Annotated in this window: 21 protein-coding genes; 9 read left to right on the top strand and 12 right to left on the bottom strand. The window is 70.3% G+C overall.

Going from position 1 to position 23800, the window contains the following annotated elements; genetic code table 11:
* Positions 1–35: 35 nt before the first annotated feature.
* Positions 36–1586: an ATP-dependent DNA ligase gene (locus NF556_RS00675; protein WP_252593586.1), complete on the top strand. Its 1551-nt coding sequence runs from the start codon at positions 36–38 to the stop codon at positions 1584–1586.
* 178 nt (positions 1587–1764) lie between these two features.
* Here the strand turns inward: NF556_RS00675 and pgfA are convergent, their stop codons facing one another.
* Complete coding sequence (pgfA, locus tag NF556_RS00680) at positions 1765–2910, bottom strand: cell envelope lipid trafficking protein PgfA (protein ID WP_252593587.1); 1146 nt, start codon at positions 2908–2910, stop codon at positions 1765–1767.
* Between the two features lie 76 nt (positions 2911–2986).
* On the opposite strand from pgfA, the gene NF556_RS00685 reads away from it, so the two are divergent.
* Positions 2987–4192: an acyltransferase family protein gene (locus NF556_RS00685; protein WP_252593588.1), complete on the top strand. Its 1206-nt coding sequence runs from the start codon at positions 2987–2989 to the stop codon at positions 4190–4192.
* A gap of 62 nt (positions 4193–4254) precedes the next feature.
* On the opposite strand, the gene NF556_RS00690 is transcribed toward NF556_RS00685, so the two are convergent.
* The 4 genes from NF556_RS00690 to NF556_RS00705 all read right to left on the bottom strand — a co-directional run bounded on the left by NF556_RS00690 (position 4255) and on the right by NF556_RS00705 (position 10147).
* The gene (locus tag NF556_RS00690) at positions 4255–4635 is read right to left on the bottom strand and encodes a hypothetical protein (RefSeq protein WP_252593589.1); all 381 of its coding nucleotides are present in this window, start codon (positions 4633–4635) and stop codon (positions 4255–4257) included.
* Positions 4636–4651: 16 nt separating this feature from the next.
* Positions 4652–5032, bottom strand: a complete 381-nt coding sequence (locus tag NF556_RS00695) for a hypothetical protein (protein WP_252593590.1) — start codon at positions 5030–5032, stop codon at positions 4652–4654.
* A gap of 172 nt (positions 5033–5204) precedes the next feature.
* The gene (locus NF556_RS00700; protein WP_252593591.1) at positions 5205–9401 is read right to left on the bottom strand and encodes an alpha-(1->3)-arabinofuranosyltransferase domain-containing protein; all 4197 of its coding nucleotides are present in this window, start codon (positions 9399–9401) and stop codon (positions 5205–5207) included.
* Positions 9398–10147, bottom strand: coding sequence for a class I SAM-dependent methyltransferase (locus NF556_RS00705; RefSeq protein ID WP_252593592.1), 750 nt, complete (start codon positions 10145–10147; stop codon positions 9398–9400). Before NF556_RS00705 ends, NF556_RS00700 begins: the two co-directional genes overlap by 4 nt.
* Positions 10148–10215: 68 nt before the next feature.
* On the opposite strand from NF556_RS00705, the gene NF556_RS00710 reads away from it, so the two are divergent.
* A complete protein-coding gene (locus NF556_RS00710; RefSeq protein WP_252593593.1) occupies positions 10216–11418 on the top strand; it encodes a glycosyltransferase family 4 protein in 1203 nt (400 codons plus the stop codon).
* Entirely contained in the window at positions 11415–11612 is a 198-nt protein-coding gene (locus tag NF556_RS00715) for a hypothetical protein (RefSeq protein ID WP_252593594.1), read from the top strand. Before NF556_RS00710 ends, NF556_RS00715 begins: the two co-directional genes overlap by 4 nt.
* A 250-nt stretch (positions 11613–11862) precedes the next feature.
* On the opposite strand, the gene NF556_RS00720 is transcribed toward NF556_RS00715, so the two are convergent.
* The 5 genes from NF556_RS00720 to NF556_RS00740 all read right to left on the bottom strand — a co-directional run bounded on the left by NF556_RS00720 (position 11863) and on the right by NF556_RS00740 (position 17012).
* Positions 11863–13542: an MmpA family trehalose lipid delivery protein gene (locus NF556_RS00720; RefSeq protein ID WP_252593595.1), complete on the bottom strand. Its 1680-nt coding sequence runs from the start codon at positions 13540–13542 to the stop codon at positions 11863–11865.
* A gap of 51 nt (positions 13543–13593) precedes the next feature.
* The gene (gene nadE / locus NF556_RS00725; protein WP_252593596.1) at positions 13594–14418 is read right to left on the bottom strand and encodes an ammonia-dependent NAD(+) synthetase; all 825 of its coding nucleotides are present in this window, start codon (positions 14416–14418) and stop codon (positions 13594–13596) included.
* Between the two features lie 95 nt (positions 14419–14513).
* Positions 14514–15146 (bottom strand): LysE family translocator, encoded by a 633-nt coding sequence (locus tag NF556_RS00730; protein ID WP_252593597.1) that lies wholly within the window; start codon positions 15144–15146, stop codon positions 14514–14516.
* A gap of 142 nt (positions 15147–15288) precedes the next feature.
* Complete coding sequence (locus NF556_RS00735; protein ID WP_252593598.1) at positions 15289–15927, bottom strand: response regulator transcription factor; 639 nt, start codon at positions 15925–15927, stop codon at positions 15289–15291.
* Positions 15924–17012 carry a sensor histidine kinase gene (locus NF556_RS00740; protein WP_252593599.1) on the bottom strand — a complete coding sequence of 363 codons (1089 nt, stop codon included), beginning with the start codon at positions 17010–17012 and terminating at the stop codon, positions 15924–15926. The genes NF556_RS00735 and NF556_RS00740 overlap by 4 nt, the downstream gene beginning before the upstream one ends.
* A 203-nt stretch (positions 17013–17215) precedes the next feature.
* Here NF556_RS00740 and NF556_RS00745 point away from each other — a divergent pair, with 203 nt between their 5' ends.
* From NF556_RS00745 to NF556_RS00760, 4 genes are all read left to right on the top strand, one after another.
* Positions 17216–17989: an SIR2 family NAD-dependent protein deacylase gene (locus NF556_RS00745; RefSeq protein ID WP_256829841.1), complete on the top strand. Its 774-nt coding sequence runs from the start codon at positions 17216–17218 to the stop codon at positions 17987–17989.
* Between the two features lie 154 nt (positions 17990–18143).
* Positions 18144–18803, top strand: a complete 660-nt coding sequence (locus NF556_RS00750; protein WP_252593600.1) for a hypothetical protein — start codon at positions 18144–18146, stop codon at positions 18801–18803.
* Between the two features lie 328 nt (positions 18804–19131).
* A complete protein-coding gene (locus NF556_RS00755; protein WP_252593601.1) occupies positions 19132–20895 on the top strand; it encodes a peptidoglycan-binding domain-containing protein in 1764 nt (587 codons plus the stop codon).
* Between the two features lie 4 nt (positions 20896–20899).
* Positions 20900–21697, top strand: a complete 798-nt coding sequence (locus NF556_RS00760) for a dimethylarginine dimethylaminohydrolase family protein (RefSeq protein WP_252593602.1) — start codon at positions 20900–20902, stop codon at positions 21695–21697.
* Between the two features lie 135 nt (positions 21698–21832).
* On the opposite strand, the gene NF556_RS00765 is transcribed toward NF556_RS00760, so the two are convergent.
* Positions 21833–22117, bottom strand: coding sequence for a helix-turn-helix domain-containing protein (locus NF556_RS00765; protein ID WP_252593603.1), 285 nt, complete (start codon positions 22115–22117; stop codon positions 21833–21835).
* A 125-nt stretch (positions 22118–22242) separates the two neighbouring features.
* Positions 22243–23367 (bottom strand): NAD(P)-binding domain-containing protein, encoded by a 1125-nt coding sequence (locus NF556_RS00770; RefSeq protein ID WP_252593604.1) that lies wholly within the window; start codon positions 23365–23367, stop codon positions 22243–22245.
* A gap of 69 nt (positions 23368–23436) precedes the next feature.
* Between NF556_RS00770 and NF556_RS00775 the strand changes: the two genes are divergently transcribed.
* Entirely contained in the window at positions 23437–23784 is a 348-nt protein-coding gene (locus NF556_RS00775; protein WP_252593605.1) for a UBP-type zinc finger domain-containing protein, read from the top strand.
* Positions 23785–23800: the final 16 nt, after the last annotated feature.

The raw sequence follows: 23800 nt of genomic DNA on the forward strand, positions 1-23800 counted from the left end.
CGGCAGGTGTCGGTCCACGGGTGGATGCTGGACGTATGCAGCTCGCCCGGGTGATCGAGACATCGGCAGCAGTCGCGGGGACCAGTTCCCGGACGGCCAAGGTGGCGGCCCTCGCCGCGACGCTGCGGGTGGCTGCCCCGGAGGAGGTCGGTGTCGTCACCGACTACCTGGCCGGGCGGCTGCCGCAGCGCACCGTCGGCGTCGGGTGGCGCGGACTGCAGGCACTTCCGGAGCCAGCCCTCGAGTCGACCCTGTCGGTCCAGGAGGTTGACGAGGCACTGAGCAATCTGCAGGCGATGGCCGGTGCCGGTTCGAGCGCTGCCCGAGGCGCGGCCGTGGTTGAGCTGTTCGGGCGGGCCACCGAGTCCGAGCAGCGCTGGCTCGTCGGGTTGATCACGGGTGAGCTGCGGCAGGGGGCCGGCGACGGGGTCATGCTCAAGGCGATCGCCGAGGCGGCTGGGGTGCCTGAGGGCGTCGTGCGCCGCGCGGTGATGCTGGCTGGCTTCGCTGGTCCGGTTGCCGCTGCTGCCCTCGGTGCCGCCTCTGGTGCTGATGCGGGGACTGGTGGCGGTGGCGGCGAGACCGCCGTGGCGGCACTCGAGGCCATCGAGCTCGAGGTCGGGCGACCTCTGCGTCCCATGCTCGCGGGATCTGCGCCGGCCGTGGCTGAGGTCGTTGATGGTGCGACTGAGGTGGCCGTGGACACCAAGGTCGACGGCATCCGGCTGCAGGCACACCTGCGCGATGGCAGCGCGCGCCTGTTCACCCGCACGCTCGAAGACGTGACGGACCGGATGCCCGAGGTCGTGGAGGTGCTTGCCGCCCTGCCCGCGCGGCAGGCAGTCCTGGACGGTGAGGTCATCGCCCTCGCGGACGACGGCCGACCAGAGCCCTTCCAGATCACCGGAGCGCGCACCGCGAGCACCGCCGATCCCGGTGCGCTCCGCGTGAAGGTGCCGCTGACCACCTTCCTGTTTGACCTGCTGCACCTCGATGGACGCGATCTGGTTGATGAGCCGGCCAGCGAGCGGTGGTCTGCGCTCGCGGCGCTCGCCCCCGACCTGCTCGTGCCCCGGATCGTGACCGACAACGCCGAGACGGCCCAGGAGTTCTTTGCCGAGCGCGTCGCGGCTGGGCACGAGGGGGTGGTGATCAAGAGCCTGGACGCGCCCTACGCCGCAGGTCGACGCGGAGCGGGGTGGGTCAAGGTCAAGCCGCGGCACACCCTCGACCTGGTGGTTCTGGCCGTCGAGTGGGGCAGCGGTCGCCGGCGCGGCTGGCTGTCCAACATCCACCTGGGTGCGCGGCATGCGGCGACGGGAGAGCTGGTCATGCTCGGCAAGACCTTCAAGGGGATGACCGACGAGATGCTCGCCTGGCAGACGCAGCGGTTCCTGGAGCTGGAGACCCACCGCGAGGGCCACGTGGTCCACGTGCGCCCCGAGCAGGTCGTCGAGATCGCCTATGACGGCGTGCAGCGCTCGACTCGCTATCCCGGCGGTGTGGCCCTGCGGTTTGCCCGCGTGCTGCGCTATCGCGACGACAAGCCGGTCAGCGAGATCGACACCGTCCCGCGCCTCACCTGAGCGCCGATCCGCTCGTCTTGGAGCACTTCCCGGTTCTGGGAGCCTGGCATAGCAGGCTGTCAGAACCGGGAAGTGCTGTCAGACGTGAAACAACCCACCGGCCGGAAGTCCGAGCCTCAGGGCGCGGGGACCTCCAGCACGATCCAGAGCTCGCCCATGGCGCAGGCGTCAGCGGGAGTCACTCGTGGCGCAGGCGGCGGGTGATCTGCTCGGTGTCGCTGTAGTCGTCGTCCTCGTAGCCCGCCGCATCATGGCCCGCTTCGGCATGTACTGGTGCGCCATGGCCTGATGGTTCATGGCCCGGCTCGTCGAAGCCGCCCTCGCTATAACCAGTCGGGTCGTCATCGCCATAGGCGACCCCACCCTCCTGACGGGTGCGGTTGCCACCGAGGGCCAGGAAGGCACCAAGCGCGATGAGGGCCAGTCCGACCAGGATGCCGACCCAGGTGAGCGGGCCGTTGATGAAGCCCAGCAGGGCACCCTTGGAGCCGTACTCGTCGGCATTGGCCTTGATGGTCTCGTCGGTGTAGCCGATCGTGCCCACTGTGATCGGCACCGTCGGCAGGCTGGAGTCGCGCGGGGCGAAGTGGACGTTCTGCTCCTCCAGGCCCCGGATGATCACGCCGGAGTTGGGCTCGACCCACAGGGTGCGGGTGTTCTGATAGATCCGGCCCGCGTCGACCGGCTGGTCAGTGCCGAACAACTCCCCGGGCAGGCCGGTGTTCTCGGAGACCTCCTCCGGCCCGAGCTCCATCACGAACTTGTAGGTCGTGACGCCCTCGACGCTTTCCTCGCCGGAGAACTCAGCGGTGACCGCGTGGCCGAGTGCACCGTCCCAGTAGGGGTAGTCCTCCTGCTGGGTGTCGAACGGGAACTTGAAGAACAGGCCGTCGTGCTGGATCGCCTCGCGCGTGGCGTCATCATCGGGAGCCGCGGCGTCGCCGACCGCGATGTAGTCGCCGCAGCAGTTGGTCGCCAGAGCGGTCGTCCGGTCGAACGAGACACCCTCATCGGAGTAGGTGAGCAGCGGCCCGTCCTCGACAGCGGACTCGACCGCCGTCTGCCAGAAGGCGTTGTTGCCCTCGGCCAGACCGGGGATGCCGGCGACGGTGCGGGTCGAGATGAGGGTGACACCCTCGAGCTTGTTGATCCCCTCGCCAGAGACCTGCAGGGCGCTCATGTTCTCGCCGCGCGAGACGGAGACGCTGTTCTGGTCGAGCTCGACCTTGGAGACCGCCTCGTAGATGACGGGTTTGGCCAGGATGCCGATGAGCAGCGCAAAGGCGCCGACGATCAGGCTGAGAATGCCGAGGACACGGCGCATCGTGGGCTCCTTTGCCGACAGGACTGAGCGGGAGCCTACCAGCGGGTAACGATTCTCTCGTAGAGTCAGCGCCGAGATGACCACAGATGCTCCTCGGGTGGCGGCCGACGCCGAGGATCCCATCGGCCTGAGCGTGCCGCGGGACGGCTCCTCGCTGCGCCGACGGTTCGCACCCCTGGACGGGCTGCGGGCCGTTGGCGCCCTCATGGTCGTGGTCACCCACGTCTCCGCGCACACCGCCACGAGTTTCACCGAGCCGTTCGGCGGGATCCTGTCCCGGTTCGACGCCGGCGTCGCCCTGTTCTTCGTGATCTCCGGGTTCCTGCTCTACCGGCCGTATGTCGCGGCTCGCCTGACGGGAGGCGCGTCACCGCGCACCGGTGGTTACCTCTGGAGGCGCGCGCTGCGCATCCTGCCGGTCCTGTGGATTGCTGTCGCTGGGGTCTGGGTCCTCTTCGACCACGGCACGCCGGCAGGTCAATACCTCCGACACCTGCTGCTGGTTCAGATCTACTGGCCGGAGAATTGGGTGTTGGGACTCACGCAGATGTGGAGCCTGGCCGTGGAGGGCGCGTTCTATGTCGCGCTCCCGCTGCTCGCGTGGCTGCTTGTGCGCACAGCCCGCGACCCGCTGCTGTTCGTGCGACGCAGCCTGCTCGTCCTCGGGGTGCTGGTGGTGGCCAGCCCCCTCTGGATCTATGCCGTGACCGAGCTGGAGCACCCCACGGCACCTCAGTGGCTGCCTGCCTATCTCGGCTGGTTCGCCATCGGCATGGCTCTGGTGACCTGGCAGCAGGCCCGGTGCCTCGGCATACTGCCCGTCTCCCGGGTCGATCTGCTGGCCAGACACCCGGGCACCCTCTGGCTCACGTCCCTGGTGGTGCTGGTCATCGCCGCGACGCCCATTGCGGGCTCCCGCGGTCTGGATGCAGCAGTGCCGGGGGAAGCAGCCTTCAAGAACCTGGCCTACGCGATTTTTGCACTGCTGCTGGTGCTCCCCTGCATCGCGGCCCTGCGCAACGGTGACGATCCGCGGGCAGCTCGAGCCCTCGGTGGACCGCTGGGGAGGTGGCTCGGCGACATCTCCTACGGGATCTTCGCCTACCACCTGTTGATCCTCGAACTCGTCGGGCCCCTGGTCGGGCACGAGAACTTCACCGGTGGGTTCTGGCGACTGCTGCTGCCGACCTTGGCGGTAACGATCCCGGTGGCCTGGCTCAGTCATCGCTTCATCGAGCGACCGATCATGCGCTGGGGTCAGCGGGTCTACTCCCGCCGCTGAGCACAGCACGCCCTAGCGCGAGTGCGCCGGGGCGTGCGGTGTTGGGTGAACTCAGGCCGCTATCACCAGCAGGTGACGTAGTCGAGGTTGGCCTTGCGGATGCCCATATCGACCATGACCTTGTGCTTGTTGTGGTTGTAGAGCGTTCCGTGCATCACCGTGGCTCTGGTGATGGAACCGTCTGCCTGGCGCATGATGACATTGCGCTGGCTCGGGTGGTGGGTGTTGACGTAGTAGCCCTTGTAGGCATACCCGTCCTTCTTGTAGCTGCCGTCGAGCGGGCTCCGTTGATAGGGGCCAGACTTCTTTTCCACCTTGTACTGCCAGGTCGAGCAACCGGCGGCTTCGGCGCCGTCGGGAGCACCCGGGGCGCCGGGAACGCCCGTGACGGCAACAGCGGTGAGTGCGAGTGCGGCGGTGGTTGATGCGAGCAACTTCTTCATGATGTTCTCCTCTCGGTCACCAGCAGGTGACGTAGTCCAGGTTTTCCTTACGGATCCCCATGTTTGCCGTGACTCGCTGCTTGTGGTCGTTGTAGAGCTGACCGGTCATCAGGTGACCGGCCTTGAGGCGGCCGCCCGGCAGTTTGATGGCCACGCGCTGCTCGTGTGGGTAGACCGAGTTCACGTAGTAACCCCGCCAGGCGTAGCCGTCCTTGCTGAAGGTGTTGTCGCCTGGGTCGTACTGGTAGTTCCCTGTCTTCCAGGTCACCTTGTATTGCCAGGTCGAGCAACCGGCGGCTTCGGTGCTCTCGGGGGCACCCGGGGCGCCGGGAACGCCCGTGACGGCAACAGCGGTGAGTGCGAGTGCGGCGGTGGTCGATGCGAGCAACTTCTTCATGGTTCCCTCAACTCCTTGATCGTTGTTCTGTGCATCAGGCACAGGGGAGCGACGAGTCCGACCAGTCACGGCGTTGCACGGTTGGCAGAGTTCTTGCGCACTTCTGACCGAGGCAGGGGCAGTTGGCCAGGTTGCGCCCAGGGTTGGGTGGAGTCTCAGGGTGCGAGTCGAGTCACGGTCGGTCCGTCCGGGCGGCACCGACGAGCGTCAGCAGGATGGTGAGCAGCACGATGACCTGTGGCGCCACGTCGGCCACGGTCCCACCCTGGGGGTTGGGGCCGAGCCAGGCGAGCAGCCCCGCCCCGAGCAGGCCGACCACCAGCGCAACCGTGGTGGCGGTGCGGCGCCCGGCGAAGCGCATCACCAGGCCGGCCACGAGGGCCAGCGCGAGGCCCCACAGGCCGGCGAACAGCACGGCGAACAGCGCGACCAGTCCGAGACGCTCGAGGCTGTTCGGGGACGCTGCGACAAGCGGGCGCACCGGCTGACCAGGGCGCCACCAGAGTCCGCCGGCGACCAGGGCGCCCAGGGCCAGGAACCCGACGCCGAGCCCCAAGCGATATGGGTCATTCGGACCGAAATGCCCCTCCAGTGTTCCGGCTGCCCCGGCGGGGACGACCCAGCCCTGCTGCCAGCCGTCCACGACCAGGGGCTCCAGCGCGGTGCGCTGGCCATCAGCGGACACCAGGTCTGCGGACCAGCCCGCGCCAGCGTTCTGGGCGATCACGACCAGGGAGTCCTCGGGCCGCTGCGGCAGCGCCACCTCCAGGCTCGCTGGCGAGGGGCGGGTCAGCGCCAGGGACGTCGCCCCGGCGGTGTCAGGGGGCCAGGCGCTCGCGGGGTCCCTGGCGTCCGCGGTGTCCTCCGGGGTCCCGGCGCTCGCGGGGCTGGAGGAACTCGGAGACACGGGTGGCTGAGTCATCTCTCGACTCACCCACCCGTGTCGCAGGTCCGTGCCGACGCGTGCGAGCGTGAGGTCGACCGGGACCCACCGGTCGGTCGCGCTCGCGACGACCTGGTTCGTGCCCGCCGACAGCTCGACCGTCTCGGTGTCCCCGCACGGCACCCAGCCCAGTCGTGAGCGCTCCAGCACCTCGCGGACCGTGCCGGTGACCCGGGTCTGCACGCTCTCGCCGTCGACCGAGACCTCCGGGCCGGACCCGCACGACAGGTCGAGCAGGCGGTCGGGGTCGGGCACCGAGAGATCCTCGGCACCGAGCAGAGTGATCTCACTGACGCCGACCGGCAGGGGACGCAGCGATCCGGGCAACAGCGGGTCGGCGGTCGTGACAGTGAACGAGGCGCCGAAAGTGACCTCCACTGAGCTGACAGTGGTCTCGTCCCAGGTGACCGTGCCCTCCTCGCCGATCGTCAGGTCCATCGGCTCGCCGCCGTCCAGGCTGACCAGCAGCTCGTGCGGGCGACTGGCCGGCAGGAAATAGTCACTGGACAGAGCCAGCCCGGACAGCTCGCGCTCCTCCGGCAACTCCAGGGTCAGAGTGGGAGAGCTGTCCACTGTGCCAGCGACCCAGCCGGTCCCCTCGTCGCCGTCCACGACGGTGTCCGGCCGGCCGTAGGGCGCCAGGACACCACGGGAGGAGGCGGTGACCTCGACCTGCCCGGGCTCGCGGAGCAGCTCCTCGAGCTCGTCCCCGTCGAGGGGCAGGACCTGTCCAGACACGGCATACGCAGCGGCCGTGTCGAGCTCGATGGTGCGGTGCAGACCTGCGGGCTCCTCCAGTGCGGCCGACTGCAGACCCGCACAGAAGGGCCGCTGACCGAGCATCAGGCAGGCCGAGCGTCCGAGCTGTTGCGCGCGCAGTGACACCACGTCGACCGGGCCCGGCGTGGAGCGCACCTGCAGGCTGGGGGAGACGGGGGTGACGTCGGGCAGGTCCACCTCGGCAAGCGAGACTCCAGCGGTCGGGCCGCCCGTCGCCGCCTCGACAACGATCCGGAGGCGCGTCGTCGGCCCCTCGGGCACAGCCAACTGTTGGGTGCGGCTGCCGGGGCGCACCGCGGTCGTCTCGGAGCCGGCGTCGGTCACCACCTGCCACGATTGGACGGTGGCAGAGAAGTCCGGCGAGCCCACCTGGACCCGCAGGCTCGTCTCGAGATCCAACGGCTCGGTGAACTCCGCCTGCCACCACTGGCCGACCGGCGAGCCGAGCCCGCCGCTCACCCAGGCCGTCGACGCCATCCCGTCCAGGGCTCGCCAGGGGTCGTGGCCAGCGGCGGTGCGACGCAGCGAGCCCGTGTCCGAGAGAGACGACGATGACGTGACGGACGCGATCGGCGCGGCCCAGGTCAGGACCGCGGGGTCGCCGAGGCCTGGGAGCAGATAGTCGTTGACGGCGCGCGGCGGCATCTCCTGGTCGGCGGTCATCATGCCGGACAGATTCTCCGCGGCCTGGCCGAAGTCCACGGCCCGGCGTCGGTAGCCGTCACTGACTGCCGTGCCCCCGAGCTCCGCCCCGGCCAGGACCTCCTCCAGGTCACCTCCCAGCGCGCTCGCCGCGTCCTCCAACAGGTATGCCGAGGCGAACCCGGTCAGCCCCGGCACGTCCTCGGGGCCTCCCGTGAGGCGCATCGTGTCCGAGAGTGGCGCGAGCCGGGCGACCGTCGGGTCCGGCACGGCATAGATCTGCACCGAGGGGGTCGGCGCGATGGTCCGCTGCCGCACGGTGTGGCTGTCGGTCTCACCCACTGGCCCCACTGCCGGACCGAACTCGGCGACCCGCTCCAGGTCCGAGGCCACCAGAGCCTGGTGCGGCGCGATCGGCGGGGTCTCCTGCGCGGACAGTGCGAGGTCATTGCGGACCACCACCCAGCCGATGCCACCACGGGCCAGGGCCTGCGCCAGGTCCGGGCCGCCGTCGCCGGAGCCGAGGCGGCGCTGGATCTCATCCAGCCAGCGGGTGGACCCTGCCCCACCCAGCGGCACCGCGTCGCGCACCGCGAACGGCCGCTCCAGCAACGCCTGGAGCGGCTCGTCCCGCGTTGCCCCCCAGCCGAACTCGGCGAACGAGGCAGCAGGGACCACGAGCACGGTCCCCTCGCCTGGCTGTGCGTCCAGCCAGTCAGCTGCCTCCACCCAGTGCGGCGCAATCTGCTCATAACCGCCGGGACGCGGCAGGGTCGAGGCGACGGCCGGAGCGCCGACCGCGACGACCACGCACGCGGCAGCAAAGGGCACCACCACTCGGTGCGCCTCGACCCGCCGCGCCCAACGGGCCGTCTGGGTCAGCGCGCTCGCCAGCAGCAGCACGAGCGGTAGCCGGACGACCAGCTCAAACTTGTGGGTGTTGCGCAGCGCGGCCAGCGGCCCGTCCAGCAGGTGCTGCACGGGCTCGGCGAGCACACCTGCAAGGGCTCCCGTGTGTCCGGCGCTCACGAGCAGCAGGCCCGTGCCGACCCCCACGGCCAGGAACAGCCGGTGCGGGGTCCGAGCCCGGGTCAGCATGACCAGACCGACGATCGCGATGATCAGGGAGCCTGCGATGAGCAGCCAGCTGTCGACATACTGCCTCCCAGCCGGCCAACTGGGGCCGGAGCTGGTGACCAGATAGGACAGCCAGTGCGTGGTGCCGCGCAGGGCCTCACTCGGCCCGGCGACCAGGGTGGTGCTGGCCGCTGACTCGATCCAGTCCAGGAACGGTGGGCTGTGCGAGCCCATCACCAGCAGGGGGACCAGCCACCAGGCCATCGCGACGGTGACGGCGGCCAGCCATCCGAGCAGGGCCAGCGCTGTCTCCCGGGTCCAGCGCCGGGTCAGGAACCACAGGGTCGGCAGCACCAGCACCGCCCCGGTGGCCACCGCATTGATGCCGCCGACCAGCGCGACCGCGACCGCCGACCGCCAGATCCGGCTCCACCAGGTCAGCGGTGCCCGGCTCACGAGCGGCAGCAGCACCCACGGGGCCAGCGCCATCGGCCAGACCTCCACGGAGGTGATGGTGACCTCGCTGAGCATCCGCGGGCTGAGGGCATAGGCGAAGGCGGCAGCGTAGGCCGCCCACGGCGTGCCCATGCCGAGGGCGCGGATCAGCCGCCAGGTGCCGAGGAAGGCGACGCACAGCACCACCGACCACCACAGTCGCTGCACGACCCACGCTGGCAGCCCCAGCTCGAGCAGCACCGCGTGGAAGGGGCCGACGGGCAGCAGATAGCCGTAGGCCTGGTTCTGCAGCTGACCGAGGAAGCCGTGGGGGTCCCACAGGTGCAGCGAGCGGGCCAGGAATCCGATCGGGTCAACCGTCAGGTCCAGTTTTGTGTCGGGCACCACCAGGCCGGGGGCCTGGCGGAACATCAGGGCGGTCAGGGCCAGGCAGCCGAGCAGCAGCCGAGCCGACCAGATCCCGTGTCTCACGCCCGCTCCAGCACCATCACGGCGTTCCAACTGACCACCTCGCGGGCGCCGGGAACGCGGATCATCCAGCGGGCCCACGCGGGGTGATAGCGCGGCTCGATCGCGACGATCCGGGCGTCTCCCGCAGCCTCGACCTTCCGGGCCCAGCGGAGCATCCGTCCGACCGGGGTCGGGAAGAGCGAGGTGCCGAAATCATTCTTGGGGCGGTGGCCGTGCCGACGGGCATAGCGGTCGGCCGCCCGCTGGCCGCCCAGGTAGTGCCACAGGCCCGTCTCGTGGCCGCCGTGCGGGGACAGCCACGGCGTCCACGACAGATAGACGGTGCCGCCGGGCCGGGTCACCCGGAGCATCTCGGCCGCCATCAGCTCTGGGTCGGGAACGTGCTCCAGGACGTTGGACGAATAGCAGAGGTCGACGGACTCGTCGGCCAGTGGCAGGGCCAAACCGGAGGCCCGCAACGTGCCTGCCGCGGCGTGACCGCGTGCTGTCAGCTCGCCCGCGTCCGGCTCGATGCCCAGATAGCGCGCCCCAGCCCGCAGGAAGGCGTCGGCAAAATAGCCGGGCCCACCCCCGACGTCGACGACGTCGGCTCCGGCCAGGGCCAGGAAGCGACCGAGCTCACGGACCGAGTCGGCAGCCAGCACGCTGTAGAAGCGGTCTGGATCGCTCTGCTCGGCCAGGAAGGCGCGGAACAGATGGGCCGAGCGCGCGAGGGTGCCAGGGGGCGGCAGCGCTGCAGGGTCCACGCCAGAACCATAATGCGGCTACTATGCGGTAACTAACGGCGCGGCCGCGTGGCCGCCGAACGTCGACGATGGAGTCTGACCGCATGCGGATCGCCTGGTGCAACTGGCGAGACCTCGAACACCCCGAGGGTGGCGGGGCCGAGCTCTATGCCCGCATGGTCGCCGAGGGCCTCGCCGCGGCCGGTCACGACGTCACCTTCCTGTGCGCCGCGCACGACAACGCTCCGGTGGAGGAGACGCGCGGTGGCGTGCGCTATCTGCGGGGCGGCTCCCGCACCAGCGTCTACTCCACCGCCCGTCGCACACTGCGCCGTCTCGAGGCGGCCGAGAGCCGGTTCGACGTGGTGGTCGACGTCCAGAACGGCCTGCCGTTCTTTGCGGGCTGGGCCACCGAGGCGCCGGTCGTCGTCCTCGTCCACCATGTCCATCGGGAGCAGTGGCCGGTCGTCTTCAGCCCGCCGGTGGCAGCCCTGGGGTGGGGCATCGAGTCCCGCATCGCCCCGCGGCTCAACCGTGGCCGGCAATACGTCGCGGTCTCCCGCTCCACCCGCGATGAGCTTGCCGAGCTGGGGGTCGACCCGACCCACGTCTCGATCATCCACAACGGCACCCAGTCGCCCCCGGCGGTCAGCGCGGACGAGGCAGACGGCCCGCGCCTGCTCGTGCTCGGCCGCGTGGTGAAGCACAAGCGCATCGAGCACGCCATCGACGTCGCTGGCCGGCTCCGGGCGCGCCACCCCCGTCTGCGGTTGCGGGTCGTGGGGGACGGCTGGTGGCGTGACGAGGTCCGCGACTACGTCGCCGCCCAGGGTGCGCAGGAGTATGTCGACCTGTTGGGTTTCGTGGACGAGGAGACCAAGCACCGCGAGCTCGCCTCGGCCTCCCTGTTGCTGGTGCCCTCGGTCAAGGAGGGCTGGGGACTCTCCGTCGTCGAGGCGGCCAGCCACGGGGTGCCCGCCATCGGCTATCGCGAGGCTGGTGGCGTCTCGGAGTCGATCGAGGACGGCGTGACCGGCCTGCTCGTGGACGACCTGGACGAGATGACGGGCGCCGTGGACGGTCTGTTCGCTGATCCCGGCCGACTCGGCGAGCTCGGTGACAACGCGCTCGCTCGCTCCGCGCGGTTCACCTGGGACGAGACGGTGCGCGCCTGGGAGCACCTGCTGTTGCGCACCTCCTGGGGTCACGCCCCCACCGCCTCGGGTGACCACGCGCACCCCGTCCGATCCGCTAGCCTCTCCATCACACCCGCATCACGGAGGTCCTCATGAGCCAGTCCACCAACGCCGGGGGCGGCGCCGTCCGCGTCGTGCCTGTGGTCCTCGCTCTCGTCGTGGGGTTGGGCGCCGCGGGTGCGGCCACCGCGGCCGTGGTCACCAGCTTCAGCCCGGACGACAGCGCCGCGCGCAGTGACGGCCCCGCCGAGCCCAAGTCGCCGGAAGACCTCCTGGGCTACGGCGAATAGCCAGGGTGGTTCGCTGGCCCGTCCCCTGGGTTTGCGAACCGCCACGGGCAGCGTCCACCTGAGCGCCGATCCGCTCGTCTTGGAGCACTTCCCGGTTCTGGGAGCCTGACATGGCAGGCTCCCAGAACCGGGAAGTGCTGTCAGACGTGAAACAACCCACCAGCCGGGAGCCCGAGCCTCAGGGGGCGGGGACCTCCAGTCGGGAGCCCGAGCCTCAGGATGCGGGGACCTCCAGTCGGGAGCCCGAGCCTCAGGGCGCGGGGACCTCCAGCACGATCCAGTGCTCGCCCTCGTGCACCGTGGTCAGCGAGGCATCCAGCTGGGGCACCTCACCCGGTGAGCCCAACCAGATCACCACCCGAGTGATCCCCTCCGCGCGCAACACGTCGGCGTCCAGTTGCCCGTCGGCAGTGCGGAGCTGATCGGTCCACGCGGGGTCCTCTCCGCCGACCAACAACTCCTGACCGTCTCGGCGCACGAGCAGGTCGCGGGCGTGGACCACCTCGGGTTCGAGGGCGCGCGGCAAGGGGTCCAGGAACTGCACCGACCCGGCCCAGTCGACCTGACGGAAAGGTTGCCAGGGCAATAGCAGCACGCCGCCCTCCGGGTCCTCGTTGACCACGGAGACGACCTGCCCCCACTCGGCGGGGACCGCCACGGGGTGCAGCTCGCGGGCGAGGCGACCCGGCGCATCCGGCACGGTGAGGACGCCCAGGGCCACCAGGGTGACGGCCAGCCCTGCTCCCGCCAGGCGGGTGGAGCCAAGGTTTCGCAGGGCCTGCGCCAGCCCGACGGCAAGCAGCGCCGCCACGGCCAGCGCGGCCCAGCCCAGCCACCGGTGAGTGTCCCGCATCAGGGCCAGGCCTGGCACCACCTGCAGCGCCCGCCACACCGGCAACAGCGGCCCGGCGAGCGCCACGACGGCGACCACCGTGACGGCATAGCCAGCACCTGCCAGATCCACGGAGCGCCGACTCGCCACCACGTGGCGGTCACCAGACCGCGGGGGCCGCTGCCAGGCGCCCCGCAGTGTGAACCACGCCCCGGCCGCGCCGAGGATCAACACCAGGGACAGGACCGTGACGAAGCCGTTGTCACGCGAGGCGAGCCAGGCCCCCTCGGCCCAGACCCCACCGAGTGTGGCGACCGATCCAGCCACCGCGAGGTAGCCGTCAGAGCGCACCGCGAAGGCGTCCGCGCCCTCCGGCACAGCACCAGCCGTGGGGTTCGCCAGCCCGGCAGCAATCCACGGCACGGAGACCAGCGCCACCGGGGCCAGCAGCGCCACGGCGGCCACGGCTCGCTGCCCCAAAGACTCAGGACCCAGTGACGCAGAGCCCACACCGTCGCCCCGCGAGCCGACCACGAGGGCAGTGACCACGACCGTGATGCCGGCCATGACGGCCCCCACCGGAGTGAGCGCGGCGGGGACGGCAGCCAGCAGCACCAGCAGCACGCGCATCGACAGCGGCTGGCTCGACCGCACCGCGGCCACCAGCCACGGGATCATCGCGTAACCCAGCAGAGAAGGGGACTGTCCCAGGAGAAGCCGCTCCACGGCATACGGATTGGCGATCGCCAGGCCCGCCCCGACGCTCGTGGCGACCGCGCCATGGCGCCGCAGCAACACACTCATCCCCGACCCGACGAGCAGCAGCGGACTGACCAGCAGGAGCCGGGCCACCAGACCAGCAGGCAGCACAGCGCTCAGGGCGGCGACCACCGCATCCAGGGGCACGGCGCGCGGTGCCCCGTCACCGCCGAGAGTGTTGGCCCCGAGGACCGGGTCGGGCACGGTGACGAAGTCGCGGAAGAGATAGACGCCGTCCCACGGACCCCGGAGCGAGGTCCCGAGGAACAGCGCCGTGACCAGGACAGTCACCGTCAGCCCGGCCAGGACTGCCCAGGACGTATGCCGAGGTGCCAGCACGTGCGTGCGCTCGGCTCCGGAGGTGGCTGGGGGTGGGATGGTCAGGGCGACTCAGACGTCGTCGGGCGTCACGGGCATCGTGCGCTTGTGGGCCGTGCGGTCGTGCCATCCCTCGATCGTGCGGCGGTCCTGCTCGGAGACCTCCTTGCCCTCGAGGTAGTCGTCGATCGCGTCATAGCTGACGCCGAGCGACGCCTCGTCGGGGCTGAGGGGCTTGCCGTCCTCGAGGTCAGCGGTTGGCACCTTGCTGACCAGGTGCTCGGGTGCGCCCAGGTGAGCGGCGATCGCGCGGACCCGCCGTTTGTTGAGCCCGGCCAGCGGGGTCAGGTCACACGCTCCGTCGCCGAACTTGGTATAGAAACCGACGACCGCCTCGGCCGCGTGATCTGTGCCGAGCACCAGCAGTGAGCGGGCGCCGGCCGCGAGATACTGCGCGACCATGCGCTGGCGGGCCTTGACGTTGCCCTTGACGAAGTCGGCGTGCTCGATGCCGTTGAAGTCGATGCCTGCGGTGTCGACCTCGGAGAACATCGCGTCGGTGGAGTCCTTGATGTTGACGGTGGCGGTCTCATCGGCGGCGACGAAGGCGACCGCTGTCGCGGCGTCTGCCTCATCCGCCTGGACGCCATAGGGCAGCCGCATCGCCAGGAAGCTGGCCTCTCCGCCGGCCTCGCGCACCCGCTCACACGCCAGCTGGGCCAGCCGCCCGCACGTGGTGGAGTCCACGCCGCCGCTGATGCCGAGGACATAGCCCTTGGTGCCGGAGTCGCGCAGATAGTCGGCCAGGAAGGTGATGCGGCGCTCGGTCTCCTGTGCCGCGTCAAACTCGGTCTTCACGCCGAGCTCGGCGATGATCTCCTGCTGCTTGCTGCTCATGGGTCGAATCTACCGGCGCCGTGTTGCCGCTGCGTTTCCTGAGCCAGCCTCTCGGACCCGCAGCCACGCGAGCTCGGTTGAGCTCCTCCTCCGTGTCACACCAGAACAGCGACACAGGCCAGCCCCACATAGATGATCCCGGTGACGGTCGCGGTCCGGCGTCGCGAACCATGCGAGCCGCGGAGGCGCTTGGCCAGGCCTCCGGCCGCGAGAGCGTAGGCGCTGTCATTGAGCACGGCCAGGACCAGATAGCAGCCGCCCAGGACCATGATCTGCACTGCGACAGGGCCGCGGGTTGGGTCGACGAACTGGGGCAGGAAGGCCAGGAAGAACATCGCTGTCCCGGGGTTGAGCAGGTCGATCAGCATGCCCTCCCGGAACAGCCGCAGCGTCGATGGACAGCCGGGGGCAGAGGCGGCCGGTCGGTGCCGGCCCACGGGTCGGGCTGACCGGAACTGGTCCAGCGCCAGCCACAGCAGATAGCCTGCGCCCGCCCACTGGAGCAGCTGCAGCCCCGCCGGCCACGCCGTCAGCAGCGTCGCCAGGCCCGCCACGGTGGCGATCAGGTGCAGCAGCGAGCCCATCTCCAGCCCGGCGACCGACACCATCCCCGCGCGCCGTCCGAACTCGACGCCACGGGTCATCACATAGACCACGGACGGACCGGGCACGACCACCAGGGCGGCGGCGGCCAGGGCGAAGGTCAGCAGGGTGGCGGTGGTTGGCACGGTGGTCCCCCATGGATCGTGTGACTGATCCGAGGACGTTAGGAGGGTCCACTTCCGCCGCTCTTTCAGGCCGCTTCCAGCGCAGCCGTGCCAACAAGGGCTGGAGCAGCGGGGTGAGAGCAGCGGGGTGAGAGCAGCAGGGTCAGAGCCAGCCACGCTCCTGCGCGGTTCGGGCGGCCTCCACGCGCGTCGAGGTGCCGGTCTTGCCGATCGCCGAGGACAGATAGTTGCGCACGGTGCCCTGCGAGAGGTGCACACGCGCGGCGATGGCGGAGACGGTGCCTCCGGCGATCGCCTCGCGCAGGACCTCGCGCTCGCGGTCGGTGAGCGGGTTCGGGCCGCCGAGCAGCGACTCGGTCGCCAGGGTGGGGTCCACCACCCGCAGCCCGGCGTGCACCCGTCGCACCGCCTCGGCCAGCTCCCGCGCGGGGGTGTCCTTGACGACGAACCCGCTGGCACCGGCGTCCATGGCTCGGCGCAGATAGCCAGGCCGACCGAAGGTGGTGACGATCAGGGCACGGGCCGAGGGCATGAGGCGGCGCAGCAGGGCCGTGGCCTCGATGCCGTCGAGTCCGGGCATCTCGATGTCGAGCAGGCAGACGTCCGCCCGCGACGCGCGAGCTGCCTCGACGACCTCGTCACCGCGGCCGACCTCGGCCACGACGGTGAGGTCGGGCTCGAGGTTGAGCAGGGCCGCGAGCGCGCCGCGCACGAGGGCCTGATCGTCGGCCAGGAGCAGCCGGATCGGCTGGCCCGAGGTCGCAGGGCTGGGGTCGGTCACAGGATTACCTCCAGGACGGTGCCACCGGTGGGTCCCGGGGCGAGCGTGATGGTGCCATCGGCGTCAGCGACCCGCTCGCGGATGCCACGCAGGCCGTTGCCCTCCTTGCCGGAGATGCCGCGGCCGTCGTCGGTGACCCGCAGGAGTGAGTCCTCGAGCGCCACGGTGCAGGTGCTGGCGCCGCTGTGCCGGACCACGTTGGTGACCGCCTCGCGCAGCACCCAGCCCATCAGCACGCGGTGGCGCGGGTCGACGACGCCGAGGTCGTCGGGCAGCTGAGCCTGGATGCCGGCACCGGACAGCGCGGCATCCGCGGCCGCGACCTCGTCGGCCAGGCTGGCGACGCGCAGCCCGGAGACGGTGGCGCGGATCTCGGCGAGGGCGACGCGGCTCAGGGCCTGGATCTGGTCGAGCTCTTCCTTGGCCTGGTCGGGGTCGGTGTCGATCAGGCGTTGGGCCAGCTCGGCCTTGACGGTGACGACGGTCAGGCTGTGCCCCAGGACGTCGTGGACGTCGCGGGCGACCCGGTCCCGCTCGGCGGCCAGCGCCAGCTCGGACTCGGCAGCCCGTGCCTCGGCGCCCGCCTGCTCGAGCACCCGGACCAGGCCGGTGGCGATCGCGACGAGAGCCACGATGAGGGTGAAGAACCACTGCTCGGCAAAGGAGCCGTCGAGGATCGGGGCGATGATGCAGATCAGGATGCATGTGCTGGCGACCGAGAACGCCAAGACCAGCGGCAGGCAGAACATCGACAGCGCCACGACATAGGGCAGGTGCGCGAGCACGTTGATCCCCAGCAGCGGGATCAGCGCGAGCGTGATCAGGACCATCACGCCGAGGTGCCGTCCGCCCGTCACGGCCACCGTCTGCCACGTGTCGGCGCTGTTGATCAGCACGAAGCCGCGGATATAGACGGTCGCGAACAGGACGGTCCCCGCGATGCCCAGCACCTTCACGGCGAGGGCGTTGTCCGAGGTGGCCAGGCCGATGATCGGGAAGAACAGGAAGACCAGCCAGATCGCGCCCATCAACCACCCGAACCGCTCCCACGGGTCCGTCGTGGTGGGCGAGGTCGCGGAGGTCATGGTCCGAGCCTGCCGCATCACGGGCGCGATCGGCACCCTGGCCCGTCACGCAGGGCAGGTGACACGTGTCATCCGCCCTGCCCGGGTGGGAGCGACCATCTCGTATGCCGAGTGCAGGCGCTGTCGTCGACCTCGCCTGGGAGGATGGCGGCATGGGTGAGGCGGCGGCATGGGAGAGGTGACGGCATGGGTGAGGTGATGGCATGGGTGCGGTGATCACGGCAGCCGATGGGTTGCCCCCGGAGGTCCTGGACCTCGTGGAGGGGGCCGGACGCGTCTGCGTCCTCACCGGTGCGGGCATGTCGGCGGAGTCGGGGGTCCCGACTTTTCGTGACGTGCAGGTGGGGCTGTGGGAGCAGTTCGACCCGACCGAGCTGGCCACCCCGCAGGCCTGGGAGCGCGACCCCGCTCAGGTCTGGGCCTGGTATGCCTGGCGGGCGAGCCTGGTGCGCGGTGCCGCACCGAACGCCGGCCACATCGCCCTGGCGCAGTGGCAGAACCGTCAGGGGAGCGAGGTGAGCATCGCGACCCAGAACGTCGACGACCTGCACGAGCGCGCCGGATCCACCGTGCTCGCCCACCTCCACGGCAGTCTCTTCGCGCTCAGGTGCGCGGACTGCGACCGAGCCAGCGACGCGGCATACGAGCAAATTGATGAGCCGATCGCGCACCTGGAGCCGCCGGAGTGCGGCGACTGCGGCGGCCCGGTGCGACCGGGGGTCGTGTGGTTCGGTGAACCGTTGCCCCGCAGGGAGTTTGACGAGGCCGTTGAGGCGGCCCAGGTGGCGGACCTCGTCGTGGTGGTGGGGACCTCCGGGTTGGTGCACCCGGCCGCGACCCTGCCCCACCTGGCCGGGGCGCGCGGTGTGCCGGTGCTCGAGATCAATCCGCAGGAGTCGCAGGTGACCGAGGCGGCCGACGTGGCCTGGCGCACGACCGCCGCCACGGGGCTCCCGCTGCTGGTCGCGAGTCTGTGAACTGACTGGCAATCCGTTACGGTGTTTTCTGGAACGGGCGAGGGGGCCCGTCCAGCACTCACGGAACACAGGGGAACCGATCACAGGGGAACCGATCGTGTTCGTGCGCCGTCGCAGAGGCGGCATTCACTCAAGAAGCAAGGAGCAATTCGTCATGCGCACCAGGACCATGTTCGCCCTCGCGGCGGCCGCGACCCTGACCCTCTCGGCCTGCGGTGGCGGCGCGGAGCCGCTGACCCAGGAGCAGGCCAGTGAGGTCCTGCTCACCGACGCGGACTTCCCGCTGGAGGGCTTCACCGCCGGCACCCCGGAGGAGGGCTCCTCCGACGACGACGGCGGCGGCACCGAGGACATCCTCGAGGGCTTCCCCGGCGTGGACCAGCTCAGCCAGGAGTGCAAGGACGCGCTGACCGCCATGGGCTCGATCAACGCCGACTTCACGGCACAGACCAGTGTCGAGTTCACCGGAGCCGAGACCGAGGAGACCCCGATGGGTGCGCCCTCGGTCCAGGTCACCGTGGCGTCCATGGAGGAGGGCGACAACCCCCTCGACGCCGTCTCGGAGCTCAACTCAGCCTGCGAGGAAGTGACCATCGAGGAGCAGGGCATGGAGATGACCATGGGCTTCGGGGAGGTCGAGGGCGATGCTGACGGCACCAAGATCACCATCGAGGCCATGGGGCAGAGCATGGAGATGGTGCTGGCCGGCCGCGAGGACGGTGGCAACTACACCGTCTTGATGGCCACCGGTGTCACCGACGACGAGGCGATCCAGGTCCTGGACGCCCAGGACGAGAAGATCAGCGAGCTCTGAGTCTCAGCCAGCCGTGAGTCTCAGCCGGCTCTGAGTCGTCGCCTCTGACTCAGGGGCGTCACATGTGTCACACCTGCCCCATCCGTCACAGGGACGGATGGGGCAGGTAAAGATTTGGCGACTGTCGGGCCAGAGTTTCCAATCCCGGTGTAGTCAAGAGCCCCTTGGGGCGCATAGAGTCACCAGAGCAGCCCGTGAGGCATGCAGTGTTCGTCGTGGAACGAGAGGGAGAGCAGAAGTGGTCACCGCTGGGGGAACGCCGTTGAGCGCTGTCGAACGGCCCGAAACAGGGCGCGGACTCCGAGGGCTGCGGCGAGGAGCGGTCGCGGTGCTGGGGGCGGCACTGGCGATCTCGATGACACAGTTGCCCGTCTGGGCCGATGGTGAGGAGGGCGGCGGCACGGCTCCGGTCGAGCAGGCCGCCCCGGTCGCTCCGCCCACCGATGGCGAGGCGCCACCGCCCGCGGACGGTGAGGCCCCGCCTGCTGACGGGACTGCACCCGAGGAGCCGCCCGCCGACGATGCGCCCGCCGACCCGGCACCGTCCGACGGGGGCGGCTACAAATACGGCGGCCGCGCCACCGGGCCGATGCCGCTCGAGACGCTGCCGGAGGACCCGAACTATCCGGTCCCCGAGCCCCCGGCCATCGGGGCCCTGCCCGAGGGTGTGGAGCTGCCCGAGGAGACCGACGACCCAGGCGTCTTCCAGACCAACATCATCTGCGACCCGGTGACCAAGCCCGGCGTCCTGGCCGTGGCCAACCTGCTCGGTGACCACTACGACCGGCCCGGCTACACGACGTCGCGCTCCTGCATCGACCAGCGCTCGGAGCACTATGACGGCCGCGCGGTCGACTGGCAGCTGGACGCCGGCGACCCGCAGGAGCGCCGCATCGGCGACGCCGCGGTCACCTGGCTCACCGCCAACGACGGCGAGGCGGCTCGCCGGCTGGGCATCCAGTCGATCATCTGGAACCACCGCTCGTGGCACTCCAGTGGCGGTGTCTGGCAGGGCTATGTGGGCCAGAGCCCGCACACCGACCACGTGCACATCTCACTGAACTGGGACGGCGCCAACATGCGCACCTCCTGGTGGACCGGCGTCGCCGTCACCACCGAGAGCGCTGACCAGGGACCGTGCTCCGTCATCGGCGGGGCCTATGCGGCCCTCCCGCAGGCGGCACGCACGCAGGCCTGCGCCCCGGGTGAGTTCTGGCCCGAGAACACCGACTTCGCCACCGTGCGTCCGGGTGGGCAGGGCGAGGGCGTGGCCCTGGTCCAGCCGTTGCTGGAGGTCGAGCAGACCGGTGTCCTCGACGAGGCGACCCGCAGGGCGCTGATCGAGTGGCAGGGCGAGAAGGGCGTCCCCCAGACGGGGGTCATGGACCAGTTGACGTATGCCGCGGCGCTGGGTCAGGAGCTGCCCGAGCTGCCCGAGGGGGCGCTGGCCGTCGAGCGGTCGGAGGCTGAGGTCACCGAGTTCACCCCGCTGAAGCGCACCGTCCTGACCGAGGGTGCGGTCGGTGAGGACGTCAAGGTCCTGCAGGACGCGCTCGGTGTTGACGGCGACGGTGTCTTCGGTCCCCTGACCGCCGAGGCGCTGACCGAGTTCGCCACCGAGCAGCCGTTGCTGCGTGACGACCTGACCGAGACCGACACGCTGGTCTGGGAGCTGCTCGAGCGCGAGGCCTATCCGCACCTGCAGCTGCGCACCGTCGAGCTGGCGATCGAGGACCAGGGTTATCCCGTCACGGTCCTGCAGGAGCTGCTCGAGCTCGAGGGCGACGGCATCTTCGGCCCACTCACCCAGCAGGCCGTTCTGGACGCCCAGGCCGCAGCCGAGCTGGAGCAGACCGGCATCGTCGACGCAGCGACCTGGCAGGCCATCGACGAGGCGGCCACCGCCCGCGCCGAGGCCGAGAAGGCGGATGCCGAGAACGCGGATGCTGAGAAGGCGGAGACCGAGGCAGCGGCCGATGAGGTCGAGGCCGACGCCGAGGCAGAAGCAGACGCTGAGAAGACGGAGCTCGAGGCCGAGGCGCCCGCCGCCACCGAGCCCGTGCACGAGCTCAGCCCGGCTGCCGTCCGCTGAGGCCATGAGCCCTCGCGCGCTGGTCCGGGCCCCGAGCCCGCAACTGGCGCAGGGTCTGGTCACGCACGTCGAGCGCAGTGACACCGTCGATGCTGACCGTGCCCGCACGCAGTGGGAGGCCTATCGCAGCGTGCTGGGTGCTGCCGGTTTCGAGCTGATCGAGGTCGACCCGGCACCGGAGCACCCGGACAGTGTCTTCGTCGAGGATGCCCTGCTGACCGTCGGCGACCTGGCCGTCGTCACCGCCCCGGGAGCGCGCGAGCGTCGTGACGAGGTCAACGGCACCCGCGTCGCCGCCCACCGCCTGGGTCTGGAGACGGTCGAGTTGACAGACGGGCGCCGCGAGGAGCACGACGAGCCGGTCCACCTGGACGGCGGCGACGTCCTCACCATCGGGGACACCCTGTTTGTCGGCGTCGGGGGCCGGACCACCCGAGCTGGTGCCGATGCCCTGGGGCGCCTGGTCGCCGATGTCGGGCGCCGGGTCGAGGTCGTGCCGATCAGCCGGACCCTGCACCTGAAGAGCCAGGTGACGGCCCTGCCGGACGGGACCGTCGTCGGCTATGCCCCGCTCGTCGATGACGCGTCGCGGTGGCCGTCCTTCCTCGAGGTCCCAGAGCCCGAGGGCGCCCATGTCGTGGTGCTGGACGAGCGGACCGTTCTGATGTCCGACGCCGCCCCGCGCTCCGCCGACCTGTTCCGCGAGCGAGGCCTCAGCGTCGTCGCGCTCGACGTCAGCGAGTTCGTCAAGCTGGAGGGCTGCGTCACCTGCCTCTCCGTGCGCCTGCACCCCTACGACTAAAAATATAAAGGTTTCGTACGCCCTACCCGCCTTTTGATAGAGGTCTCGTACGCCGACACCGGCTGTCAGGTCACAAACAGAAGACTGCGCCGGCGAGGTAGACGTTGAGGGTCTGGTGCCCGGTTCCTGACGTAGTCATCGCCGACGACCTCCTATGCCGAACAGATCATCGAACGGGTCGGCTGCGCCCGTGTCCCGTGCACGCTCGTCGGGTGGGTGCTCGCTGCCGGCCGACTCCGTCTTTGGCGGGCCTGCTGCCCGAAGCTCGACACCGAGGACATGGAGTGCGTCGAGGACGAGTTGGACCTCGAGCCGAAGGTGTCCCTTCTCCAGCCGCACGACCCAGTCGCGGCTCACCCGCAGTTGCGCTGCGAGATCAGCCTGGGTCAGGCCGCGGGCCAAGCGAGCGGACCTCGCCAAGGCGGCCACGTCCCTCATCGTCCTGAGTTGCATCTCTCACGCCTCATGTAGTCGTTCGACAACATCACGAAATGGAGTCTCTCGGCAACATTGGCAAAAGTCGTCGAGCGACGTCATTCGCCAGGTCAGCCATCATCCAGGAAGCGCACCAGGTCGCTGACCGCCGCGCGGCCGGCCCGGTTGGCGCCGATCGTCGAGGACGACGGGCCATAGCCGACCAGGTGCACCCGGGGCTCCTCCGCAACGCGCGTGCCCTCCATCACGATGCCGCCGCCCGAGCCTCGCAACCGCAAGGGTGCAAGATGGTCCAGCGCCGCGCGGAACCCGGTGGCCCACAGGATCACATCGACCGGCAGAACGTCGCCGTCCACGAGGCGGACGCCCTCGGGCAGGATCTGCGTGAACATCGGCCGGCGGTCCAGGGCACCGCGGGCCTTGGCCTCCAGAAGGGACGGGGTCCAGAGCAGACCGGTGACCGACACCACGCTCAGCGGCGGCAGGCCCTTGGCCACGCGCTCCTCGACCATGGCCACCGCGTCGTGCCCCGCCCGTGCGTCGAACGGGGTGTCTCGCCAGACCGGTTCGCGCCGGGTGAACCAGCTCGTCGAGGTCACCAGCGAGATCTCATCCAACAGCTGCACCGCCGAGATCCCACCGCCAACGACGGCCACGTGCTGGTCCCGAAACTCCTCTGCAGCAACATAATCCGCCACATGCAGTTGTCGGCCCCCAAAAGTCTCCTGACCGGGATAGATCGGCCAGAACGGCTTGGTCCAGGTGCCGGTCGCGTTGATCAGGGCCCGGGTCGACCAGGTGCCCGCGGAGGTCTCGACGATGAGCCGACCGTGCGGGTCCTCGTCGGCCCGGCTCACCCGACTCACCCGGACGGGCCGCACGATGGCCAGCCCCAGCTCCTCCTCATAGTCACCGAAGTAGCCGGTGATGAACCGCGCACTGGGCTCCTCCGGGTCGACCTCGGGCACGGCCATCCCCGGCAGCTCGCTGATGCCGTTCACGGTGGCCATGCGCAGCGACCGCCAGCGGTGCCGCCACGCGCCGCCCGGCCCCTCCTCACTGTCCAGGACCTGATAGGTCAGGCCCCGATCCGATGCCGTATGCGGAGTGCTCACCTGGTCGTCCAGGTCACGGTCCGTGGTCGGTGCAGGTCGGAGCCCACGGCGCTGCAGGTGATAGGCGGCGGACAACCCTGCCTGACCGGCGCCGATGACCAGGACGTCGACGGTTCTCACGCTGCCCCACGCTACCGGGGCAGGGCCGGGGAGAGGCGCGTGGCGGCATACCGGCGTAGTTTGACAGCCATGACCGAGGTGAGCATCAACCCTGACGTCCCGCCGAGCGGCACCGGCTGCGCCGAGTGCCTGACCGCACAGGGGTGGTGGGTGCACCTGCGGCGCTGCGCTGCCTGCGGGCACGTCGGCTGTTGTGACAGCTCTCCGGGCCAGCACGCCACCGGGCACTACCGCGAGACCGGCCACCCGGTCATGCAGAGCTTTGAGCCCGGTGAGGACTGGTTCTGGGACTTCCCGACCGAGTCGCCGACCGACGGGCCCGCTCTGGCAGAGCCCTCCGCGCACCCCGAGGATCAACCCGCACCGGGCCCCGCCGGTGCTGTGCCCGCCGACTGGCAGGACAAGATCCACCGCTGAGGTGGTGCCGTGCTGA

Source organism: Ornithinimicrobium faecis (assembly GCF_023923225.1).
Lineage (GTDB): Bacteria > Actinomycetota > Actinomycetes > Actinomycetales > Dermatophilaceae > Ornithinicoccus > Ornithinicoccus faecis.

What these genes read in the sequence shown, in the direction of transcription:
- NF556_RS00775 (WP_252593605.1), top strand. Translation starts at nt 23,437, where the DNA reads ATGACCGAGGTGAGCATCAACCCTGACGTCCCGCCGAGCGGCACCGGC.
- NF556_RS00760 (WP_252593602.1), top strand. Translation starts at nt 20,900, where the DNA reads ATGAGCCCTCGCGCGCTGGTCCGGGCCCCGAGCCCGCAACTGGCGCAG.
- pgfA (WP_252593587.1), bottom strand. Translation starts at nt 2,910, where the DNA reads ATGCGCCGTGTCCTCGGCATTCTCAGCCTGATCGTCGGCGCCTTTGCG.
- NF556_RS00750 (WP_252593600.1), top strand. Translation starts at nt 18,144, where the DNA reads ATGCGCACCAGGACCATGTTCGCCCTCGCGGCGGCCGCGACCCTGACC.
- nadE (WP_252593596.1), bottom strand. Translation starts at nt 14,418, where the DNA reads ATGAGCAGCAAGCAGCAGGAGATCATCGCCGAGCTCGGCGTGAAGACC.
- NF556_RS00715 (WP_252593594.1), top strand. Translation starts at nt 11,415, where the DNA reads ATGAGCCAGTCCACCAACGCCGGGGGCGGCGCCGTCCGCGTCGTGCCT.
- NF556_RS00685 (WP_252593588.1), top strand. Translation starts at nt 2,987, where the DNA reads ATGACCACAGATGCTCCTCGGGTGGCGGCCGACGCCGAGGATCCCATC.
- NF556_RS00710 (WP_252593593.1), top strand. Translation starts at nt 10,216, where the DNA reads ATGGAGTCTGACCGCATGCGGATCGCCTGGTGCAACTGGCGAGACCTC.
- NF556_RS00675 (WP_252593586.1), top strand. Translation starts at nt 36, where the DNA reads ATGCAGCTCGCCCGGGTGATCGAGACATCGGCAGCAGTCGCGGGGACC.
- NF556_RS00695 (WP_252593590.1), bottom strand. Translation starts at nt 5,032, where the DNA reads ATGAAGAAGTTGCTCGCATCGACCACCGCCGCACTCGCACTCACCGCT.
- NF556_RS00690 (WP_252593589.1), bottom strand. Translation starts at nt 4,635, where the DNA reads ATGAAGAAGTTGCTCGCATCAACCACCGCCGCACTCGCACTCACCGCT.
- NF556_RS00740 (WP_252593599.1), bottom strand. Translation starts at nt 17,012, where the DNA reads ATGACCTCCGCGACCTCGCCCACCACGACGGACCCGTGGGAGCGGTTC.
- NF556_RS00745 (WP_256829841.1), top strand. Translation starts at nt 17,216, where the DNA reads ATGGGTGCGGTGATCACGGCAGCCGATGGGTTGCCCCCGGAGGTCCTG.